The 18,438-nt window shown below is 64.9% G+C and carries 21 protein-coding genes; 9 read left to right on the plus strand and 12 right to left on the minus strand.

Annotated features, from left to right (window positions below; all coding sequences use genetic code 11):
• Positions 1 to 188: 188 nt before the first annotated feature.
• Entirely contained in the window at positions 189 to 1,763 is a 1,575-nt protein-coding gene (locus MTX34_RS10355) for an AbgT family transporter (RefSeq protein ID WP_243609379.1), read from the plus strand.
• Here MTX34_RS10355 and MTX34_RS10360 read toward each other — a convergent pair whose 3' ends face one another.
• On the minus strand, positions 1,764 to 2,753 hold the full coding sequence (locus MTX34_RS10360) for an Lrp/AsnC family transcriptional regulator (protein ID WP_243609380.1): 990 nt from the start codon (positions 2,751 to 2,753) through the stop codon (positions 1,764 to 1,766). It abuts the gene before it with no gap.
• 51 nt (positions 2,754 to 2,804) lie between these two features.
• Positions 2,805 to 3,809 carry a 1-aminocyclopropane-1-carboxylate deaminase gene (locus tag MTX34_RS10365; RefSeq protein ID WP_243595557.1) on the minus strand — a complete coding sequence of 335 codons (1,005 nt, stop codon included), beginning with the start codon at positions 3,807 to 3,809 and terminating at the stop codon, positions 2,805 to 2,807.
• Positions 3,810 to 3,900: 91 nt separating this feature from the next.
• Between MTX34_RS10365 and MTX34_RS10370 the strand changes: the two genes are divergently transcribed.
• The gene (locus MTX34_RS10370) at positions 3,901 to 4,581 is read left to right on the plus strand and encodes a GntR family transcriptional regulator (protein ID WP_243609381.1); all 681 of its coding nucleotides are present in this window, start codon (positions 3,901 to 3,903) and stop codon (positions 4,579 to 4,581) included.
• Here the strand turns inward: MTX34_RS10370 and MTX34_RS10375 are convergent.
• The 8 genes from MTX34_RS10375 to MTX34_RS10405 form a co-directional block, all read right to left on the minus strand.
• Entirely contained in the window at positions 4,578 to 5,255 is a 678-nt protein-coding gene (locus MTX34_RS10375) for a response regulator (protein ID WP_243609382.1), read from the minus strand. The genes MTX34_RS10370 and MTX34_RS10375 overlap by 4 nt on opposite strands.
• The gene (locus MTX34_RS10380; protein ID WP_243609383.1) at positions 5,252 to 7,705 is read right to left on the minus strand and encodes a sensor histidine kinase KdpD; all 2,454 of its coding nucleotides are present in this window, start codon (positions 7,703 to 7,705) and stop codon (positions 5,252 to 5,254) included. The genes MTX34_RS10375 and MTX34_RS10380 overlap by 4 nt, the downstream gene beginning before the upstream one ends.
• Positions 7,706 to 7,720: 15 nt before the next feature.
• Positions 7,721 to 8,350 (minus strand): potassium-transporting ATPase subunit C, encoded by a 630-nt coding sequence (locus MTX34_RS10385; protein WP_243609384.1) that lies wholly within the window; start codon positions 8,348 to 8,350, stop codon positions 7,721 to 7,723.
• Positions 8,351 to 8,352: 2 nt separating this feature from the next.
• Positions 8,353 to 10,365, minus strand: coding sequence for a potassium-transporting ATPase subunit KdpB (gene kdpB / locus MTX34_RS10390; RefSeq protein ID WP_243609385.1), 2,013 nt, complete (start codon positions 10,363 to 10,365; stop codon positions 8,353 to 8,355).
• A complete protein-coding gene (kdpA, locus tag MTX34_RS10395; protein ID WP_243609386.1) occupies positions 10,362 to 12,026 on the minus strand; it encodes a potassium-transporting ATPase subunit KdpA in 1,665 nt (554 codons plus the stop codon). The genes kdpB and kdpA overlap by 4 nt, the downstream gene beginning before the upstream one ends.
• A gap of 7 nt (positions 12,027 to 12,033) precedes the next feature.
• Entirely contained in the window at positions 12,034 to 12,117 is an 84-nt protein-coding gene (locus tag MTX34_RS26130) for a potassium-transporting ATPase subunit F (RefSeq protein ID WP_121871520.1), read from the minus strand.
• 89 nt (positions 12,118 to 12,206) lie between these two features.
• A complete protein-coding gene (locus MTX34_RS10400) occupies positions 12,207 to 12,665 on the minus strand; it encodes a hypothetical protein (RefSeq protein ID WP_243609387.1) in 459 nt (152 codons plus the stop codon).
• Positions 12,650 to 13,207, minus strand: coding sequence for an RNA polymerase sigma factor (locus MTX34_RS10405; protein ID WP_243595565.1), 558 nt, complete (start codon positions 13,205 to 13,207; stop codon positions 12,650 to 12,652). The genes MTX34_RS10400 and MTX34_RS10405 overlap by 16 nt, the downstream gene beginning before the upstream one ends.
• 172 nt (positions 13,208 to 13,379) lie before the next feature.
• Between MTX34_RS10405 and MTX34_RS10410 the strand changes: the two genes are divergently transcribed.
• Genes MTX34_RS10410 through MTX34_RS10440 form a run of 7 tightly spaced genes read left to right on the plus strand, consistent with a single transcriptional unit; the run spans position 13,380 to position 16,114 of the window.
• Positions 13,380 to 13,871 (plus strand): Asp23/Gls24 family envelope stress response protein, encoded by a 492-nt coding sequence (locus MTX34_RS10410; protein ID WP_243595566.1) that lies wholly within the window; start codon positions 13,380 to 13,382, stop codon positions 13,869 to 13,871.
• A gap of 11 nt (positions 13,872 to 13,882) precedes the next feature.
• Positions 13,883 to 14,158, plus strand: a complete 276-nt coding sequence (locus tag MTX34_RS10415) for an Asp23/Gls24 family envelope stress response protein (RefSeq protein WP_243609501.1) — start codon at positions 13,883 to 13,885, stop codon at positions 14,156 to 14,158.
• 4 nt (positions 14,159 to 14,162) lie between these two features.
• A complete protein-coding gene (locus tag MTX34_RS10420; RefSeq protein ID WP_243609388.1) occupies positions 14,163 to 14,447 on the plus strand; it encodes a hypothetical protein in 285 nt (94 codons plus the stop codon).
• A gap of 15 nt (positions 14,448 to 14,462) precedes the next feature.
• Positions 14,463 to 14,642, plus strand: a complete 180-nt coding sequence (locus MTX34_RS10425; protein ID WP_027495126.1) for a hypothetical protein — start codon at positions 14,463 to 14,465, stop codon at positions 14,640 to 14,642.
• Entirely contained in the window at positions 14,635 to 15,000 is a 366-nt protein-coding gene (locus MTX34_RS10430; RefSeq protein WP_243595568.1) for an Asp23/Gls24 family envelope stress response protein, read from the plus strand. Before MTX34_RS10425 ends, MTX34_RS10430 begins: the two co-directional genes overlap by 8 nt.
• Positions 14,997 to 15,539 carry a DUF6286 domain-containing protein gene (locus MTX34_RS25985; protein WP_243595569.1) on the plus strand — a complete coding sequence of 181 codons (543 nt, stop codon included), beginning with the start codon at positions 14,997 to 14,999 and terminating at the stop codon, positions 15,537 to 15,539. Before MTX34_RS10430 ends, MTX34_RS25985 begins: the two co-directional genes overlap by 4 nt.
• Positions 15,536 to 16,114 carry a hypothetical protein gene (locus MTX34_RS10440; protein ID WP_243609389.1) on the plus strand — a complete coding sequence of 193 codons (579 nt, stop codon included), beginning with the start codon at positions 15,536 to 15,538 and terminating at the stop codon, positions 16,112 to 16,114. Before MTX34_RS25985 ends, MTX34_RS10440 begins: the two co-directional genes overlap by 4 nt.
• Positions 16,115 to 16,117: 3 nt before the next feature.
• Here MTX34_RS10440 and MTX34_RS10445 read toward each other — a convergent pair whose 3' ends face one another.
• On the minus strand, positions 16,118 to 17,089 hold the full coding sequence (locus MTX34_RS10445) for an endonuclease/exonuclease/phosphatase family protein (RefSeq protein WP_243609390.1): 972 nt from the start codon (positions 17,087 to 17,089) through the stop codon (positions 16,118 to 16,120).
• 14 nt (positions 17,090 to 17,103) lie between these two features.
• Complete coding sequence (locus MTX34_RS10450; protein ID WP_243609391.1) at positions 17,104 to 18,402, minus strand: lipase family protein; 1,299 nt, start codon at positions 18,400 to 18,402, stop codon at positions 17,104 to 17,106.
• Between the last annotated feature and the right edge of the window lie 36 nt (positions 18,403 to 18,438).

Here is an 18,438-nt window from a genome sequence, read left to right on the forward strand (position 1 = left end):
GCGCCCGCAGCACAGACAGAACCATCCTTCGCAATTGAGTGTTTTCGCCCGTCGCGTGGCGGATTCGCGCATACGGCCGGAAAAAACACGCAAGCAACAAATCGGCAACGTGAAACGAGTTGAGTGAGCAGAACATTCGCCATCGTGCTCTGTGTCACAATCCGAAGGTCTGCGAAGGAGAAACACCGATGTCCAGTCGAATCGACGGCCCGCCAGCAACTCCCGCGATGGCGGAGGACCAATTACCCAGGGGATTGAGACCGCTCTTCGCGCTGGTCTCCGGCATCGAGCGGGTGGGCAACAAACTGCCTCACCCGTTCCTTCTCTTCTGGATTCTCGCGGCCATCCTGGCTGTCGTCAGCGCAGTGCTCGCGGCCCTCGGCACCAGCGTCGTACTCCCCGGTACCGGCGAGTCGACAGCGGTTCGGAGTCTGTTGAGCAGTGACGGCGTCGCCATGATCTTCGGGACCGCATTGGACAACTTCGCAGCCTTCGGTCCACTGCCGATCATCGTCACCGTCATCCTCGGCGTCTCGGTGGCAGAGCATTCGGGTGTGCTGACCACGTTGTTGCGCACCACCATCGTGAAACTGCCCACCAAATGGGTGACGTTCGCGGTCGCATTCGCCGGCACCATGTCGCACGTCATGTTCGATGCAGCATTCATCGTCGTCCTCCCCTTGGCGGCACTGGCCTTCAAGGCTGCGGGCCGCAGCCCGGTACTGGGCATGATGGTTGCATTCGTGGCCATCTCGGGTGGGTACAACGCATCACCGCTCATCACTCCGAGCGACGCGATTCTGTCCTCGTTGACGACCTCGGCGGCGCAGATCGTCGATGCGGAGTACGTGGTGACGCCCGTGGACAACTACTTCTTCAGTCTCGCTTCGTCATTGGTGATTTCCGTGTTCATCACCCTCGTCGTGGAACTGGTGATGGCCAAGCACATGAATCTCGACCCCGACGACGGCGTCGAGGACGGTGCCGAGAATCTGAAATTGGAACTCGAGCCCGCAGAGAAGAAGGGGCTGCGCCGCGCCGGCATCGCGTTCCTGATCTACGTCGCAGTAATCGTCGCAGCTCTGCTGCCTGCATCGTCACCACTACGAGGTGAGAACGGTGGCTTCGTCCAGTCCGTCGTCATGGAGAACGTCGCCTTCTTCATCGCCATCGCGTTCGTCCTGACCGGCTGGGTCTACGGCAGAACCACCGGCAGCTTCGGCCGTGCGCGGGAGATCCCCGAATCCATGGCAGTGGGGATCAGGACCCTCGCTCCGATTCTGGTTCTCTTCTTCGCGATCTCCCAGTTTCTCGCGTATTTCAAGTGGACCGGAATCGGCAACGTCGTCGCGGTCAACGGGGCGGAGCTGCTGAAGGCCGGTGGGTGGCATCCGCTGGTCGTCTTCCTGCTGATGCTGGTGGTCATCTCGATCATGAACCTGCTCGTCAGTAGCGGCTCGGCCATGTGGGCGATGCTCGCGCCGGTGCTGGTCCCGATGCTGATGTACATCGACGTCAACCCCGCAACCACTCAGGCCGTGTACCGGATAGCCGATTCCTGCACCAACGCAATGACTCCCATGTCCGCCTACTTCATCCTCACCCTCGGACTCATCCAGCGATACAAGAAGAATGCGGGTATCGGCACCCTGGCGTCGTTCACCATCCCCGTCGCACTGGGCATGCTGATCGTGTGGGCTGCACTGTTCGCCGTCTGGTACGCCTTCGGTATCCCGCTCGGCCCGGGTGCCCCCATTCGCTGATCAGTACAGGTAGGCCGCGGATTCCGAGGCGAACAGCCGATTGCCGCTGCGTTTGGTGGCTCGCAACACCGACACCACCGAGATCGAATCGGCCAGTGCCGACCATTTCGTATGAGTTGTCATCTCGTGCAACGTAACTCGATCCGAGCAGGCGAAATTGATCAGTAGACCCTCGGAGCCGGCGACCGCCACGGCGTACCGCACCTCGGAATGCTCGAGCAGCAGGTCGACCAGGTTGTCGTGGTGCCGCGGTGCAACCTTCACCCACACCATCGCTTCCGCGGCGTACCCGAGCAACGCCGGTTCGACCACTACGCGCAGGCGGGACTTGTTCGTCTGCTCGAGTGTCTCCATACGACGTCGAACCGTGTTCACCGTGGTGCCCACCACGCGCGCGATCTCCGACGTGGGTGTGCGCGCGTCCTCGGCCAGCACGCGCAGGATGCTGCGATGCAGCGACGAGATCTCCGGGCCGATTCGCCCGTCCGGCTGATAGCCCTCGTGGACGGGGGGAGTCAGGGCGGCCACCTGCCCGTGGTCGAGGATGCTCGGACGCCACTCCCGTACCGAACGATAGACACGGGTGATCGGATCGACTCGAATTCGCCGAATACCACTGACGCTCGGCAGATCGTCGAGCACGAGATCGGCCAGATGCGCGTCGTCGACCAGGATCTCCGCGATGCACTCCTCGTGTCCCGACGTGGCGTAGACGAACATCGTGTCGTCACGACGGGCCAGCCCGACGGCCACTGCGCGGGCCATACCCACGTGGCAGCGCGCTCGAAGAACGACGGCACCGGTGGCACCGATGACTCCGACCACGCGAACACTGCCCGACTCCAGCAGTTCCCGCCCCCGTCGAGTCACCGTTCTCTCTGGCTCGCCGAGCGCGTCGGCGATGCTCGCCCACGGCGCCCTCGGGTTGACCTGCAGTGCCGCGGTGATCCGACAACTCAACGGATCCAACGCTTCTCGACTCTGCCTCATCGACCGAACCTCCTGAAGTCGTCACTGGGCAGGGACGAGGCTGCGTCTACGTCAGAAGATCCCGCTGTACGCGTTGAGAGCGGGTTGACCGCCCAGGTGTGCGTAGAGCACATTCGATTCCTTGCCGATCTCACCCTGCTCGACCAGGTCGATGAGGCCGGCCATGGACTTACCCTCGTAGACGGGGTCGATGATGACACCTTCGAGGCGACCCGTCATCTTGATGGCCTCGATGGTGGACTCGACCGGAATGCCGTAGTAGTCACCGGCCCACCCTTCGAGGACGGTGATCTCGTCGTCGCGGAGTTCACGTCCCAGACCGATGAGCTCGGCGGTGTTCCGCGCTATCCGTTCCACCTGGTTGCGAGTTGCCTCGATCTTGGCCGACGCATCGATACCGAGGACACGGCGTGGCCGGTCCTGCCCCGCGAAGCCGGCGATCATGCCCGCGTGCGTCGAACCGGTCACACTGCACACCACGATCGTGTCGAAGAAGACCCCGAGCTGCTCCTCCTGCTTCTGTACCTCGTACGCCCAGTTGGCGAAGCCTAGACCGCCGAGCTTGTGATCGGATCCGCCTGCCGGGATCGCGTACGGTGTGCCACCCGACCGCTCGACGTCCTCGATGGCCTTCTGCCAGCTGTCCTTGAACTCGATGCCGAAGCCCGACGGGTCGAGCCGTACGTCCGCACCCATGATCCGCGACAGCAGTATGTTGCCCACCTTGTCGTTGACGGAATCGGGCCAGTCCACCCACTTCTCCTGCACCAGAACCGCTTTCAGTCCCAATTTCGCAGCCACGGCAGCGACCTGCCGAGTGTGGTTCGACTGCACGCCGCCGATGGAAACGAGAGTGTCCGCACCCTTGGCCAATGCGTCGGGAACGATGTACTCCAACTTGCGTGTCTTGTTGCCGCCGTAAGCCAGTCCGGCGTTGACGTCTTCTCGTTTCGCCCAGATCTTCGCGCCGCCGAGGTGAGCGCTCAACCGTTCCATCGGGTGAATCGGGCTGGGGCCGAAAGTGAGTGGATAGCGGTCGAAATCGTCGATAGGCACGGGAGTTCTCCTCGGGTCGGGGTCTGCGATATATTGCATCTTGCATGTCGCCATCTGTCAAGGCCGGACGGGGTGGGCTACGATATTTCGCATGCCGGTACCCGTCGAACTCGGAAAGCACAAGCGGTCACTGCTGCGCGAGAACGCCTACGTATCGATCCGAGACGCCATCGTCGACGGCACGTTCGCACCCGGCGAAAGACTGCGCGACTCGGAGTTGGAGCAGTGGCTCGGCGTGTCCCGCACCCCCATTCGCGATGCCATCGCTCGACTGGAGCTGGCCGGTCTGGTCCATACGCGGCCCGGCCGCTCGACTGTCGTCTCGACCATCGAACGCAAGGCGGTGTTGGACGTCCAGGCGGTGGCCGCAGCCATGCACGCGCTCGCGATGCGCACCGCCGTACCGCTCATGGGCACCCCCGAGATCACCCGGATGCGCGACGCGAACAGGGAGTTCGCCGCCGCCTTCACCCGCGGCGATGTCGACGTGGCCCTGGCGAGCGACGACGCGTTCCACAACGTCGCCGTCGAGGCCGGCCAGAACCACGTGGTGGCGTCGGTGCTCGAGCAGGTCACACCCAGCCTGCGGCGGCTGGAGCGGCTACGGTTCGCCTCGCTCGTCGGTCGCGATTCGATCGCACAACACGAGAGAATCATCGAATTGTGCAGTGCCGGCGACGCCGACGGAGCCGCCCTTGCCGTGCAACAGAACTGGGAATCTCTCGCGCTCTTCGTCGACCAGGACGAGTCGGGAGCACAACCCAACGCCTAGCTCACGAATCTGTAGCCCATACCCGTTTCGGTGATGAGGTGCACCGGCGCGGCCGGGTCTCGTTCGAGCTTCTGACGCAGCTGACCGAGATAGATGCGCAGGTAATGTGTTTCGCGCTCGTGCCCGGGACCCCAGACGGTCCGCAGTATCTCTTTCTGCGACACCAACTTGCCCTCGTTGCGAACCAGCAATTCGAGAACGCCCCATTCGGTGCGAGTCAGATGCACGGTCGCACCATCTCGCACAACAGTTTTCGCAGCAAGATCCACGGTGAAGTCCGCGGTCTGCACAACCGGCTCGGCAACCGAGTGCGGTCCACGTCGCAAGGCGGCGCGCAACCGCGCCAACAACTCGTCCATACCGAACGGCTTGGTCACGAAGTCGTCGGCACCGGCATCGAGCGCCTCGACGGTATCGGCCGAGTCGGTACGCGCCGAGAGCACCAGGATCGGCACGTCGGTCCATCCACGCAGCCCCGCGATGACGTCGATTCCGTCGATGTCGGGCAGGCCGAGATCGAGAATCACGATGTCGGGGTGGAAGTTCGCGGCCACCCGCAGCGCCTCCCCGCCACTAGCTGCGCTGACGACCTCGAACCCGCGGACGTTGAGATTGATTCGAAGCGCGCGCACGATCTGCGGCTCGTCGTCGACGACAAGCGCCCGCACCTTCACCTGATCGCCGCCTTCAACTCGACCGTCATCGTCAGCCCGCCGCCGACGGTGTTCGATGCCGTGACGGTACCGCCCATCGCCCGCACGAACCCGCGCACCACCGACAGCCCGAGCCCGACGCCCACGGAGTTGTCACGATCCCCGAGTCGTTGGAACGCGTCGAACATGGTCACCTCGGCACCTTCGGCGATACCGGGACCGTGGTCGGCGACGGAGATCGTCGCCCGGTCGCCGTGTGTCGCGGCACTGACGGTGATGTCGCCGACGGGGGCATAGCGGGCGCTGTTGTTCACCAGGTTGGCCAGCACACGCTCGAGCAGGCCCGGGTCGGCCACTACCTCGACGTCACCCACCTCGACTCGGACCCGATCCTCGGCTCCGACCAAGGCACCGACCAGAACGTCGTCGATGAAGACCGGGCGCAGACTCGGTTGCACCACACCGGCTTGCAATCGCGACGAGTCGAGCAAGTTGCTCACCAGAGCCGTCAGTTGATCGGCCGATTCGTCGATGGTGGCCAGCAATTCGTCGGTGTCCTCGGGCGAGAACTGGACGTCGGTGCTGCGCAGAGACGAGGACGCCGCCTTGACTGCAGAGAGCGGCGTCCGCAGATCGTGGCTGACGGCCGAGAGCAATGCTCGACGCAATGCATCGGCCTCGGCAAGCGCACTGGCGCGGCTGGCTTCCTCGGCGAGACGGCCCTGCCGAACCATGCCGGCGGCCTGGTTGGCCACGGCCGCGAGCACTCGTCGATCGTGCGCTCGAGTTCGGTCGCCGGCGAGAAGCAGCGTGAACTCACCGGTGCCGATCTCGGTGTCGGCACTGTCCTTGTCCGTGGGGGCACCGGCCCCCGTGGTGCCGACGATCGTCGCGGACTCGTTGTCCCACAGCGACACCCCGTCCTGACTGTAGGTTTCGCGGGCACGTTCGAGCAGCGCCGGCAGATCGGCTCCCCGAAGGACGGATCCGGCGAACAGAGTCAGCAACTCGGCCTCCTGTGAGGCGCGTCGAGCTTGTCGCGTTCTCCGCGCGGCGGCGTCCACCAAGGCAGCGACTGCGACGGCCATGAGCAGCAGGACAACGGCGACGACAAAATTCTCCGGCTCTGCGATCGTGAGGCTGTACAAAGGCGCGGTGAAGAAGTAGTTCAGCAGGAACCCGGCGATCAGCGCCGACAGTGCAGCAGGCGCAACGCCTCCCAACAGTGCGACACACAGAACGACCATGAAGAACAATGCGCTTTCCCCGCTCGGACCGAAGTTCGGCCCGACGAGGTTCAGCACCGCCGCTGCCACACACGGGACGACAACCGCGGCGATCCACGCGAGAATCCGGCGTCGGCCTGCGTCGACCTGCAGTCGCCAGCGCCGCGCCCGCTCGTCGTGAGTGACCATGTGTACGTCGATCTTTCCGGAATTCTGCACCACCGCGGCACCGATGCCCTCGTCCAGAATCCGCGCGACCCGAGACCGTCTCGACGTACCGATCACCAACTGAGTCGCATTCACCCCGCGAGCGAAGTCGAGCAACGTCGTCGGGACGTCGTCACCGACCACACTGTGCACACTGGCACCGAGCCCCGCGGCGAGCTTGCGCACCGAACCCATCTGCGGTGCCGAGACGCCCATCAGTCCGTCCCCGCGAACGATGTGCAGCACCATCAACTCTGCGCTGGACTTGGAGGCGATGCGGCTCGCGCGACGCAGCAGAGTGTCCGATTCCGGGCCACCGGTCACCGCGACGACCACCCGCTCACGCGCCTCCCAGGTGTCGGTGATCCGATTCTCGCTGCGGTACTTCACCAGTGCCGCATCGACCTGATCGGCGATCCACAGCAACGCCAACTCACGCAGCGCAGTGAGATTGCCTCGGCGGAAGTAGTTGCTCAGTGCTGCGTCCACCTTCTCGGGGGCGTAGACGTTCCCGTGCCGCAATCTACTGCGCAGCGCCTCAGGGGTGATGTCGACCAACTCGACCTGGTCGGCACCGCGAACCACGCTGTCCGGTACGGTCTCTCGCTGCGGCACCCCGGTGATCTGCTGCACCACGTCGTTCAACGATTCCAGATGTTGCACATTGAGCGTCGAAATCACACTGATGCCTGCGTTCAACAGGTCCTCGACGTCCTCCCACCGCTTACCGTGCACGCCTCCCGGTGTATTGGTGTGTGCCAGTTCGTCGACGAGGACAACCTGGGGCCGCCGCGCCAGCACGGCCTCCAGATCGAGCTCCTCCGACTGCGATCCGCGGTACTCGACGAGGCGGGGCGGTACCACCTCGATCCCGTCGAGCGCGGCGATCGTCCGTTCTCGGCCGTGCGTCTCGACCAGGGCAGCAACCACATCGCAGCCCCTGTCCTGACGCCGGTGCGCCTCACCGAGCATCGCAAAGGTCTTGCCGACTCCCGGCGCAGCGCCCAGATAGATGCGCAGTTCACCTCGATCCGGCACGACACTTCTCCTGTCTCAGCTGCAGGGGCTGGTCAAGCCCAGCGCCACATTGAGCTCCGGCACGTTGACCGCCTTCGCCCCGAGCACACCGTACTGCGGTCCAGCGGTGTACTCGGCGACCAGAGCCTCGACGTCGCCGACACTCATACCGTTGACCTCGGCCACCCTCGGTACCTGCACCGCGGCGTACTCCGGACTGATCGCGGGGTCGACGCCCGAACCGGAGCCGGTGACCGCGTCCGGGGGAACCGCGGCGGGGTCGACGCCTTCGCGCTCGGCGATCGCAGCGCGACGCTGCTCGACGAACGACGCGAGAATCTCACTCGACGGCCCCTGGTTGGTCGGCAGCGCCGCGGCGGGATCTCCGGGAGCGAAGGCATCGTTCTCGGACACCGATCCCGTCACGCGGGTGTGGAAGTACGGATCGGGCTCTCCCGGCGCGACCTGCGGGTCGACGCCGATCAACGAGCTTCCGACGACGCAGCCCTGCGAGTCACGCAGCGGCGAACCCTCGGCGGAGTCGGTTCCGATTCGACTGATGCCCCAGACCACGGCCGGGTAGCCGATGCCCAGAATCACCGTCAGCGCCAACAACACTGCGAACCCGGCCACCAGCTGGCGAAGAAAACCCTGTACGAAACGCATGATCAGCCTATCCCTGGAATGTGTCGAACGAGGAGGTCGATGAGCCAGATGCCGACGAACGGGCTGATGACACCACCGACGCCGTACACCAGCAGGTTGCGGCGCAGCAACGCAGCCGCCGATGCCGGGGTGTAGCGAACACCTTTGAGCGCCAGCGGGATCAGTGCCACGATAACCAGCGCATTGAAGATCACCGCCGACAGGATCGCCGATTCCGGTGTCGCCAAATGCATGATGTTGAGCCCACCCAGCTGCGGATAGACGGTGGAGAACATCGCCGGAAGAATCGCGAAGTACTTCGCCAGGTCGTTCGCCAGCGAGAACGTCGTCAATGCTCCGCGGGTGATGAGCAACTGCTTGCCGATCTCGACGATCTCGATCAGCTTGGTGGGATCGGAATCGAGGTCGACCATGTTGCCGGCTTCCTTGGCCGCCGAGGTGCCGGTGTTCATCGCGACACCGACGTCGGCCTGCGCGAGAGCCGGGGCGTCGTTGGTGCCGTCACCGGTCATCGCGACCAGCCTCCCGCCCTCCTGCTCTCGCCGGATGAGCGTGAGCTTGTCCTCGGGGGTTGCCTCGGCCAGATAGTCGTCCACTCCGGCCTCGGCGGCGATCGCCTTGGCGGTGAGCGGGTTGTCGCCGGTCACCATGACCGTCCGAATTCCCATGGCGCGCAGCTGCGCGAAGCGCTCGGCAATGCCCGGCTTGACCACATCGGAGAGCTCGACGACTCCGAGAGCGCGGGCAGCAGAACCGGTTTCGCGGACCGCAACCACCAGCGGCGTGCCGCCGTTCTGCGCGATGTCGTGCACGGTGGCGTCCAGATCGGCCGTGCCGCCGCCCTCACGAATCCAGCTGTACACCGAATCTGCTGCACCCTTGCGGATCTCCATGCCCGGCAGGTCCAGCCCGCTCATCCGAGTCTGCGCCGTGAACGCCACGAACTCGCCGCGCTCGGATTCGCCCTCGGTCGTTGCGGATTCGAAGTCACGCTCGACCAGTTCGACGATGCTGCGTCCCTCGGGGGTGCCGTCGGCGAGCGAGGACAGGCGGGCTGCCCGCGCCAGTTCGACCGCGTCGATGCCCGTCGCCGGGTGTAGCCCGGTGGCGCGGCGATTGCCGAAGGTGATGGTTCCGGTCTTGTCCATCAGCAACGTGTCGATGTCACCTGCCGCTTCCACCGCACGCCCGGACATCGCGAGAACGTTGCGCTGCACCAGCCGGTCCATGCCCGCGATACCGATGGCCGAGAGCAGTGCGCCGATGGTGGTGGGGATCAAGCAGACCAGCAGCGCGATCAACTGGATCGGATCCTGTTGCCGGCCCGCATAGTTCGACATCGGACCGATGGCGACCACCGCGAAGAGGAACACGATCGTCAGGGACGCGAGCAGGATGTTCAGGGCGATCTCGTTCGGTGTCTTCTGCCGAGCTGCACCCTCGACGAGCGCGATCATTCGGTCCACGAACGTCTCACCCTGCGCCGCAGTGATTTTCACGACGATCTCGTCGGAGAGCACGATGGTGCCTCCGGTGACCGCGGACCGGTCACCCCCCGACTCTCGGACCACCGGTGCAGATTCACCCGTGATGGCCGATTCGTCGACGCTGGCAATGCCCTCGATGACGTCACCGTCGCCGGGGATGACCTCACCGGCCGACACGACCACCTCGTCACCGACCTTCAACTCCGCACCGGCCACTTCGGTGACGACGAACTCCGCACCGGAGGCAGTGCGTCGTCGAGCAACGCTGTCCTGCTTCACTTTCCGCAGGCTCGCGGCCTGCGCCTTGCCGCGCCCCTCGGCGACGGACTCGGCCAGGTTGGCGAAGAGCACAGTGAACCAGAGCCAACCGGTCACGAACCACGCGAACACGGACGGAGCGGCGATCGACAGCACAGTGGTGACGATGGAGCCGAGAAAGACGACGAACATGACGGGGTTACGAGCCAGGTGGCGCGGATCGAGTTTTCGGAATGCGCCTGGAAGCGCGGTTGCGAGAGAGAGTTTCATTGCATGGCCTCTGCTATGGGTCCGAGAGCAAGTGCGGGGAAGAAGGTGAGGGCCGCGACCAGAACGGCAGTGCCGATGAGCAACGTGCCGAACAGCGGCCCGTCGGTCGGGAGGGTTCCGGCGCTGGGTGCGCTGCGTTTGGTCGTCGCCAGCGAGCCGGCCAGCGCCAGCACCAAGACGATCGGCAGAAAACGGCCGAGCAGCATCGCGACACCGAGCGATATCTGGAACCAGTCGCTGGTCACCGTCAGTCCGCCGAAGGCACTGCCGTTGTTGTTGGATGCCGAGGCGTAGGCGTAGAGCACCTCGGTGAAGCCGTGGATGCCGGGATTGCCCTGATAGCCGGTCGTCGATTCGAGCAGCACTGTGATGGACGTGCCGACGAGAACGAGGATCGGCATCACCAGTACCGACAGCGCGGCCATCGTGATGGCGCGTCGACCCAACTTCTTGCCGAGAAATTCCGGAGTTCGGCCGACGAGGAGTCCCCCGACGAAGACGGCGATCACGGCCAACACCAGCAATCCGTACAGGCCGGTTCCGACGCCGCCTGGTGCGATCTCCCCGAACAGCATGTTCAGCAGTACTGTCCCGCCACCGAGCGCAGGCATGCTGTCGTGCGCTGAATTGACTGCACCGGTGGACGTTCCGGTGGTCGACACGGCGAACAAAGCCGACGCCGGGATACCGAAGCGGACTTCCTTGCCTTCCATCATTGCGCCCGCCGCGGTTGCGGCAACGCCGCGGGTACCGGACTCGGCGAACAGCGTCACTGCCAACATCGTGGCCCACAGCGTGGCCATCACCGCCAGCACCGTCAGGCCCTGCTTGCGGTTGCCGACCATGGTGCCGAAGGTGCGGGTGAGGGCCACCGGAATCAGCAGCAGCGAGATGATCTCGACGATGTTCGACAGCGGCGTCGGGTTCTCGAACGGATGCGCGGAATTGGCTCCGAGAATGCCGCCGCCGTTGGTGCCGATCTCCTTGATCGCTTCCTGAGAGGCAACGGGCGCAAGCGCATTGGTCACCGCCTGCCCGTCCAGGCCGGTGGAAGCGAAGCCCGTCGAAAACGACATCACCACGCCCTGGGTGAGCAGAATTACCGCCACCAGCAGCGACAGCGGCAACAGAATTCGTAGCGTTCCGCGGATCAGATCCACCCAGAAGTTCCCCAGTTCACCGCCGGTGGAAAACCGGACGAACCCTCTGACGACGGCGATCGCCACTGCGATACCGACTGCAGCAGAAACGAAGTTCTGCACCGCCAAACCCAGCGGCTGCGTCAGGTTCGACATGGTGGTCTCGGGCGTGTACGACTGCCAGTTGGTGTTGGTGACGAACGACGCCGCGGTGTTGAACGCCATCGCCGGGCTGACACCGGACAGGCCACCGTTGAGCGGCAACACGCCTTGGATGCGCTGCAGCAGAAAGAGAAACACCACGCTGACGACCGAGAACCCGACGACGCTGGTGGAGTATCCGACCCAGGTCTGTTCGGATTCCGGATCGACTCTCGCGATGCGGTACAGAACTCGTTCGACACTCGAATCCCGAGTGCGCGTGTAGACACGGGCCATGTAGTCGCCGAGAGGCACATAGGCAGCCGCGAGCACGACTACCACCACGCCGATCTGGAGACCGGCAAGCAGAGCAGGATTCATGGCGGCGTCAGAACCTCTCCGGGTCGAGGAGAGCGACGAACAGGTACACCGCGACGAACGCGGCCACCGCGAGACAGAGCAATTCGGTCATTGCTCGATCCTGGATCCCGCTACCGACCGGAGCCGGTTTCCTTACGCTTTCTTACGCCGCCGACCAGCGGTTATGACGCAATATTTACGCTAGCGCTCCTCGATATCGTCGACGCGTATCTCGACCTCTTCGCGGCCGAGGGTGATGCCCAGCAGTTCCCACACGGTCTCGATCGCAATACTCGCAAGTCGGTCGCCCGCGGCCTGCAGATCGTCGCCGTAGACCCCGATCACCGCGATGAACAGGCCGATGCAGGCATGGTCGTCGAGGTGGAGATCGATCTCGGTCGGCTGTGCGCCGTGCACGCCTGCGAGGGCACGCCGAAGCGTCGTCTTGACGATGTGGTCGCTGATCCTCAGCGAGTCGCCGCTCCCGGCTCCCGAGCCGGGAGGGAAAGCGCTGTCGATGGGCCAGGTGCGCCGGGTGGTGTTGCGTACTTTCGCGATGATGGACGAACTGATGTCCACCCAGTTCGGTTCTTGCGGTGCATCCCGAAGTTCGGTGGCAGCACGCGCGAGAACCATATCCGGTTCTACTGGGTTCGCCATGTTGCCAACCTTTCGCTCAATGTTGCTCGTGCTCTGGTCAATTGCCCGCGCACTGCGCCCGCGGACAACGTCATGATCGCGCCGATCTCGGGGTGGGTCATGCCCTCGACCTCACGGAGAAGCCAGCAGGCCCGCTGGCGGTACGGCAGTTCGGCCAGCGCGACGCCGAGCTCGGCCATGAAACTGTCGGCCTCGACATCGGCCTCCGGATCGCTGCCTGCGCCGGTGCTCTTGCGCTCGAACACCCAATCCTCCGCAGGAGGCACGCTACGCCGTCGCCGATGATCGATGACCTTGTGCGAGACGAGCGAGAAGAGCCAGGTCCTCAACGCCGAGTCACCACGGAAGTTGTCGAGTCCCTTCCATGCCGCGACGAACGCGTCCTGCACCACCTCCTCGGCGGCACCTTGATCGGACAACATGTTGCGCGCATACCGGAACATCTCCGGGCCGTATCGCCGGACGATCTCCTCGAACGCATCGGTCTCGCCGAGCGCAGCCGCGCCGACGAGAACGCGGTCCGACGCGTCTACCCACTCCATCGGGCCCCCGTTCACTTCATCGTGGTCATCGATCACGCGAGTCTTTCGATACCGGTTTACCACCGGACGTAATCTATGACGTAGGTCACTTTACGACGACGTGCGTTTCGACCATCGAGCTACGACCAACTCCTGACACACACTGCACGACACTCAACGAAGAGAGGCATTCATGAGCTCCACGACGGACACCAAGGCAACCGTATCCGCAACAGGCGAAGGCAAGACCGACATCACCACCAAGTCGGATTCTGTGCTCGTCAGCTCGCAGGGCCGCACCACCATTGCCGACACCGTCGTCTCCAAGATCGCCGGTATCGCCACCCGTGAGGTTCAGGGAGTACACGCCGTCGGCGGCGGAGCAAGCCGCGCGATCGGTGCCCTCCGCGAGCGCATCCCCGGTGCCCGCGTCAACCAGTCGCAGGGCGTTTCGGTCGAGGTCGGCGAGCGTCAGGCAGCGGTCGACATCGACATCGTCGCCGATTACGGTGTCTCGATCGCAGATCTCGCGGCAGGCATCCGTCGCAACGTCATCAACGCCGTCGAGCGCATGACCGGGCTCGAGGTCACCGAGGTCAACATCGTCGTCCACGACATCTTCCTCGACGACGGCTCCGAAGACGACGACACCACCACCGAGCCCGCCACCACCCGAGTGCAGTGACCGATCCGCACATGACGGAGCGTGACAGGTCCGAGGACATCGCCGACGCCGTTCTGGCGATCGACGGTGTCGTCGGGCTGCACGGCGGCATGTTCGGCGAAGCCGCTACGTACCTACCCGGACGCCGTATCGCCGGCATCCGAATCGGGGAGGACGGAACCGAGGTTCACGTGACCCTCGAATTCGGGGTTGCGGTCCGTGAGACCGCCGATACCGTCCGTAGCACAGTGGCGGCGATGGTCGACGGGCCCGTGCACGTCACCGTCGAGGACATTGTGCGAGTCTGACCAGGTGAACGAGCATGCAGCGCACGACCGAGCCGCCGCCTACAAGGCGGCTCGGCGCGCTGTGGCACGCGAACACCACCCCGACATCGGTGGAGATCCGGCCCGATACATGGCCGAACTCGCCGCCGTCGACCGAAGATTCGCGGTGCTGCCCTCGACCCCTGTCAACGCAGCGAGCGCGCCGACGGTGTTCCGCGCGTCCTCGATTCCGTCCCCGTTACGCACTTTTCCCAAGCGGATCGCTCGCATCCGCAAACGCGTCACCAGACGCAATTACTTCGAACTCTGAGTGGAGATCAAGACCATGACCACTGCGACCATCGGTTTGTTCGTGGGACTTCTGCTGGCCATCGCCGCAGCGGCAGGCGGCTTCACCGGCTTCCTCATCGCCATCGTTCTCGGTGGCCTCGGCTTTTTCGTCGGCCGCTACATCGACGGCGAGCTGGACCTGAACTCGATCATGCGTGGTCGCGGTCGTGACTGACACAGTGACCGACCCCGGCGAACGCGGATCGCTGGAGATCAAGCACAAGGCCGTCGAGCGGCTCGCCGTCCTCGCTGCTCGCAGCACCGACGCGGTCGCCGGGCCTCAGCCGGGACTACGCGTCCTCGGCGGGCGTGACCTGCCCAAGGCCGACGTGACGGTCAACGGCTCCCGTGTTCGCGCACAGGTCGCGGTGGCGGTCACGTGGCCCTCGCCGCTGGCGAAGGTGGCAGCCGACGTCCGAGCCGCCGTGGCACGGGATCTGTCCGAGCTGGGCATCTACACCGTCGACCGAGTCGACGTCACCGTCCAATGCGTACCCGCCGAGGCCACCCATGAAGAAGGGAGAGTGCAGTGATCGAGAAGGCAAGCAAGAAGCCGGTGGCGAACCCCACCGCAGCCGTACCCGCAATCCTGTTCGCACTCGTCCTCATCGGTGCCGGAGTGGTCCTCGGCCGCGAGGCGCTGCTGAACTGGGGTGCCATCGACGGCCCCGAGTGGGTCGGCCCCGCCGCCACACATCTCGACGGTCTGACTGCTCAGCAGTGGATGCTGCCCGGAGGTATCGCGGCAGTCGTCGTCGGATTCATCTTGGTGCTGACTGCGATTCGTCCCCGCAGACGCACCCACCGCGCCCTCACCGAGCACGACGTCTGGCTTCGCAAGGGTGACCTCGCCGCTGTTGCGCGCGCCGTCGCCCTCGACAGTGCCGGAGTCGACTCCGCGACTGCCAAGGCCGGCAACAAGAAGGTCGCCGTGTCGGTGTCCACCGTGGCCGGCTCCGATACTTCGGAGTTGAAGTCTGCGGTCGTGGCCTCTGTGAACGACGCTCTCCGCCCACTCGCGTCGGCGCCGAAGGTCCGCGCTCGAGTGCGAACGACAGGACAAGCCTCATGAAGCGCGCAACTGCATCCGTCGACCGCACCAGCACAGCCGTTGTCGGCCTTGCCCTGATCGCCCTCGGCGCAGGAGCAGTCGCGTGGGAGCGCGGCGAGTTCCCCGGCCGCGAACGTCTCGACGCTGCGTTCGTCGACACCGCCATCGACGCAGGCTGGTGGCCCTGGGCTCTCGGAGCAGCCGCCATCGTCCTCGTTCTGCTCGGTCTGTGGTGGCTACTCGCGCACCTGCCGCGCCGCTCGGTCGGCACCGTCGCTTTCGCGTCCAGTGCGGATGCCGATGTCGACGGCCGGCTCAGTGTCGACCTGGGAACGGCTGCTCGAAGCGCCGCCAAGTCACTGGCCGCGCACGACGGTGTGGTTTCGGCGACCGGCCGTTCGGTGTCCGACCGCGGGCAGCGAGTGGTCGAGATCACCGCAACCCTCGATCCGACGGTGACGTCCCTGGACAAGGTTGCGGGTGCGGCAGCACAGACGCGCGACGATGTGGTGACCTCCCTCGACGGAACGCCGGCAGCCGTCCGAATCCTGCTGCAGTGCGGCAAGTCTCGAAAGCAAGCCGGCCGCGTCAGCTGAACCTCAGAGGAACTCGATCTCCCCGATCAACCCGTGATGGTCCGATCCGGGGAGATCGATACGCTCCAGCGAGCGAGCATGACCGGTGTTGCTGAGGATGTGATCGATTCCGACGACGGCGGGGGTTCCCTTGTCCGTGGGATACGTGGGGATCAGGCCCTTCCCCAATTGCGCTGCAGCGTCGGAATATCCGGCATCGAGCAGGTTGCGGAACTTCTTGTGCGAATACGTCGTGTTGAAGTCGCCGCTGACGATCACCGGCCCGCTCCCCGCCGCTACCTCCAAATCGTGTCGGAGAGTGTCCAATTCGGTGGTCCAGATATCGGCCGGGGTGATGTAGGCGGGACCGGGATGCACGGCCAGTAACGTGACCGGCTCGGAGCCGGGAACCTCGACCTCGGTGGCGAGATTCACCGGTCCGTAACCGTCGAGTTCGCGATTGCCGGAAATCGGGAAACGGCTGTAGATGCCGGCTCCGCCGCCGCCGGACACGTGCGGCTGAAGATAGCTGTAGGGGAAGAGTTCTTCCATGCCGGCGTCGCGGAGGCCGACCACCGACGCGTCGGTCAGTTCCTGGATCGTGACAACATCGACGGCGCCCTCGCGGGCCTGCCCGACCACGACCGTCGGATCGGCCAGCCCAACCATCAAATTCGCCTGCATCACCCGCAGCCGCGCTCCCTCGTCGTCCGACGCGTCCTCGGGTGCCGCGTCCGCCACATAGAGCGGTGCGTAGGCCAACGCACCGGCCACCAGCACCAGTGCGGATACTCCCGCCAGAATCCAGCGGCGACCGACCAACGCAACGAGGGTGCCGACCACAACGGCGACGAACATCAACGGGACGAACGATGCGAGCGCGATCAGAACGTTGATCCGGGTGTCGGTGTAGTAGACGACCATCGCCACAACTCCGATGACGATGCCCAGGATGGCGATCGAGCCGGTGAGTATCCGTATCCAGGTTCGCTGCATCGGTCCGAGGGTAGCTACGCCCGAACGCCGATGATCACGGCTCTGATGGTTGTCCAGGTCAGCGACAGCAACCCCCGCACCGCGGAGAGCGAGAACGCTGTGGACCACACCGTTCGCGTCGACGGTTCGTCGACCGGCCGTCCCGCGAATCGATCGGCGAGCCAGTCCAATGTCAGCGGCGCACTGAGCGGGTGCAGCGACAGGTGTTCACTCAGCCGATCCCGCAGATAGGTCACGTGGGCCCCGGCCTCGATGTACCGATCCACCTGCCCGTCCACGTCGTCGACGGCGATGATCTGATCGTGCACCGACTGAACAACCAGCAGCGGTGCCGTCGGAGCGGTCCGACCCGGCTGAATGTCCTGGAACACCTGCACGATCTCGGGCAGAGCCAGCAGATCGGCCAACGGCACTTCGATGTAGCGATCCAGGTCGTGCTGCGCGAGGCGGGTGACAGCGCGGACGGTGGTCATGTTCTCGACGGAATCGAGAATGCGCATCCCGTCCTCGTTGACGTACTGGCGGATGACCCGGTCCAGCTCTGGATAGGTGCGCCGCAGACCCGCCACCACCAGTGTCGGCAGCGCCGAATGGAACGTCGCGTTCAGTCTGGTGAACGCCGAGCCGGGATCTCCGACGGGCGAGCCGAGGGCGGCACCGACCAACTCGATCTCCGGCGCGTATTCCGGTGCCATTTCCGCCGCCCAGGACGTCGCGAGCCCGCCGCCCGAGTAGCCCCACAGCGCAACCGGCGTGCTCGAATGCAGGTCCAGCGGCTCGAACGACAGCGCCGCACGAACGGCGTCGAGCGTGCAGAATCCGGGTTCCTGCGGCGAACCCCAGTGACCGTCGGGGCCCTCGTGATCCGGGATGGAGATGGTCCACCCACGGCGTAGGGCATGCAGTACCAGCAGGAACTCGAACTGCGGAACTGCACCGAACGCCCGCGAGCCACGCCGAAGCGCGTAGGACGGGAAGCACGAGGACGCGACGCCGTCGATCGCACACTGATACGACAGCAGGACCGGCTCGGCGTTGTGTGGGCGCAGCACCGTGGTCACACTGGCCTGCGGAAGACCACCGAGATCAGCGGTGCGATACAGCAGCTGCCACGCGTCGACCCGCTGGCGGATGCGGCCGAACATGGCGACCTCGACCGGCCGTACCTTGAGAATCGTCCCGGGCAGAGCTGCTTCGTACCCCTCGGGCGCGGCGTAGAAGGGGTCGTCCTCGGGCCTGGTCGCATCGGTCCGGCTCGGTGCTCGTTCCACCGGCCAGGGCCGTTCGTCCTCCAACGATCTGTCGACGCTCATGTCCCACCGCTTCTTGTCCGAGTCTCGCCGTCACAC

Origin of the sequence: Rhodococcus sp. ARC_M5, from assembly GCF_022810405.1 — a bacterium.
GTDB lineage: Bacteria > Actinomycetota > Actinomycetes > Mycobacteriales > Mycobacteriaceae > Rhodococcoides > Rhodococcoides navarretei.

Bases quoted from the DNA above. Each gene is read 5' to 3' on its own strand.
- MTX34_RS10400 (WP_243609387.1), bottom strand. From the start codon at position 12,665: ATGGCGAACCCAGTAGAACCGGATATGGTTCTCGCGCGTGCTGCCACC.
- kdpB (WP_243609385.1), bottom strand. From the start codon at position 10,365: ATGAAACTCTCTCTCGCAACCGCGCTTCCAGGCGCATTCCGAAAACTC.
- MTX34_RS26130 (WP_121871520.1), bottom strand. From the start codon at position 12,117: ATGACCGAATTGCTCTGTCTCGCGGTGGCCGCGTTCGTCGCGGTGTAC.
- MTX34_RS10445 (WP_243609390.1), bottom strand. From the start codon at position 17,089: ATGCAGCGAACCTGGATACGGATACTCACCGGCTCGATCGCCATCCTG.
- MTX34_RS10415 (WP_243609501.1), top strand. From the start codon at position 13,883: ATGACGGAGCGTGACAGGTCCGAGGACATCGCCGACGCCGTTCTGGCG.
- MTX34_RS10385 (WP_243609384.1), bottom strand. From the start codon at position 8,350: ATGCGTTTCGTACAGGGTTTTCTTCGCCAGCTGGTGGCCGGGTTCGCA.
- MTX34_RS10410 (WP_243595566.1), top strand. From the start codon at position 13,380: ATGAGCTCCACGACGGACACCAAGGCAACCGTATCCGCAACAGGCGAA.
- MTX34_RS10370 (WP_243609381.1), top strand. From the start codon at position 3,901: ATGCCGGTACCCGTCGAACTCGGAAAGCACAAGCGGTCACTGCTGCGC.
- MTX34_RS10440 (WP_243609389.1), top strand. From the start codon at position 15,536: ATGAAGCGCGCAACTGCATCCGTCGACCGCACCAGCACAGCCGTTGTC.
- MTX34_RS10405 (WP_243595565.1), bottom strand. From the start codon at position 13,207: ATGGAGTGGGTAGACGCGTCGGACCGCGTTCTCGTCGGCGCGGCTGCG.
- kdpA (WP_243609386.1), bottom strand. From the start codon at position 12,026: ATGAATCCTGCTCTGCTTGCCGGTCTCCAGATCGGCGTGGTGGTAGTC.
- MTX34_RS10355 (WP_243609379.1), top strand. From the start codon at position 189: ATGTCCAGTCGAATCGACGGCCCGCCAGCAACTCCCGCGATGGCGGAG.
- MTX34_RS10425 (WP_027495126.1), top strand. From the start codon at position 14,463: ATGACCACTGCGACCATCGGTTTGTTCGTGGGACTTCTGCTGGCCATC.
- MTX34_RS10450 (WP_243609391.1), bottom strand. From the start codon at position 18,402: ATGAGCGTCGACAGATCGTTGGAGGACGAACGGCCCTGGCCGGTGGAA.
- MTX34_RS10360 (WP_243609380.1), bottom strand. From the start codon at position 2,753: ATGAGGCAGAGTCGAGAAGCGTTGGATCCGTTGAGTTGTCGGATCACC.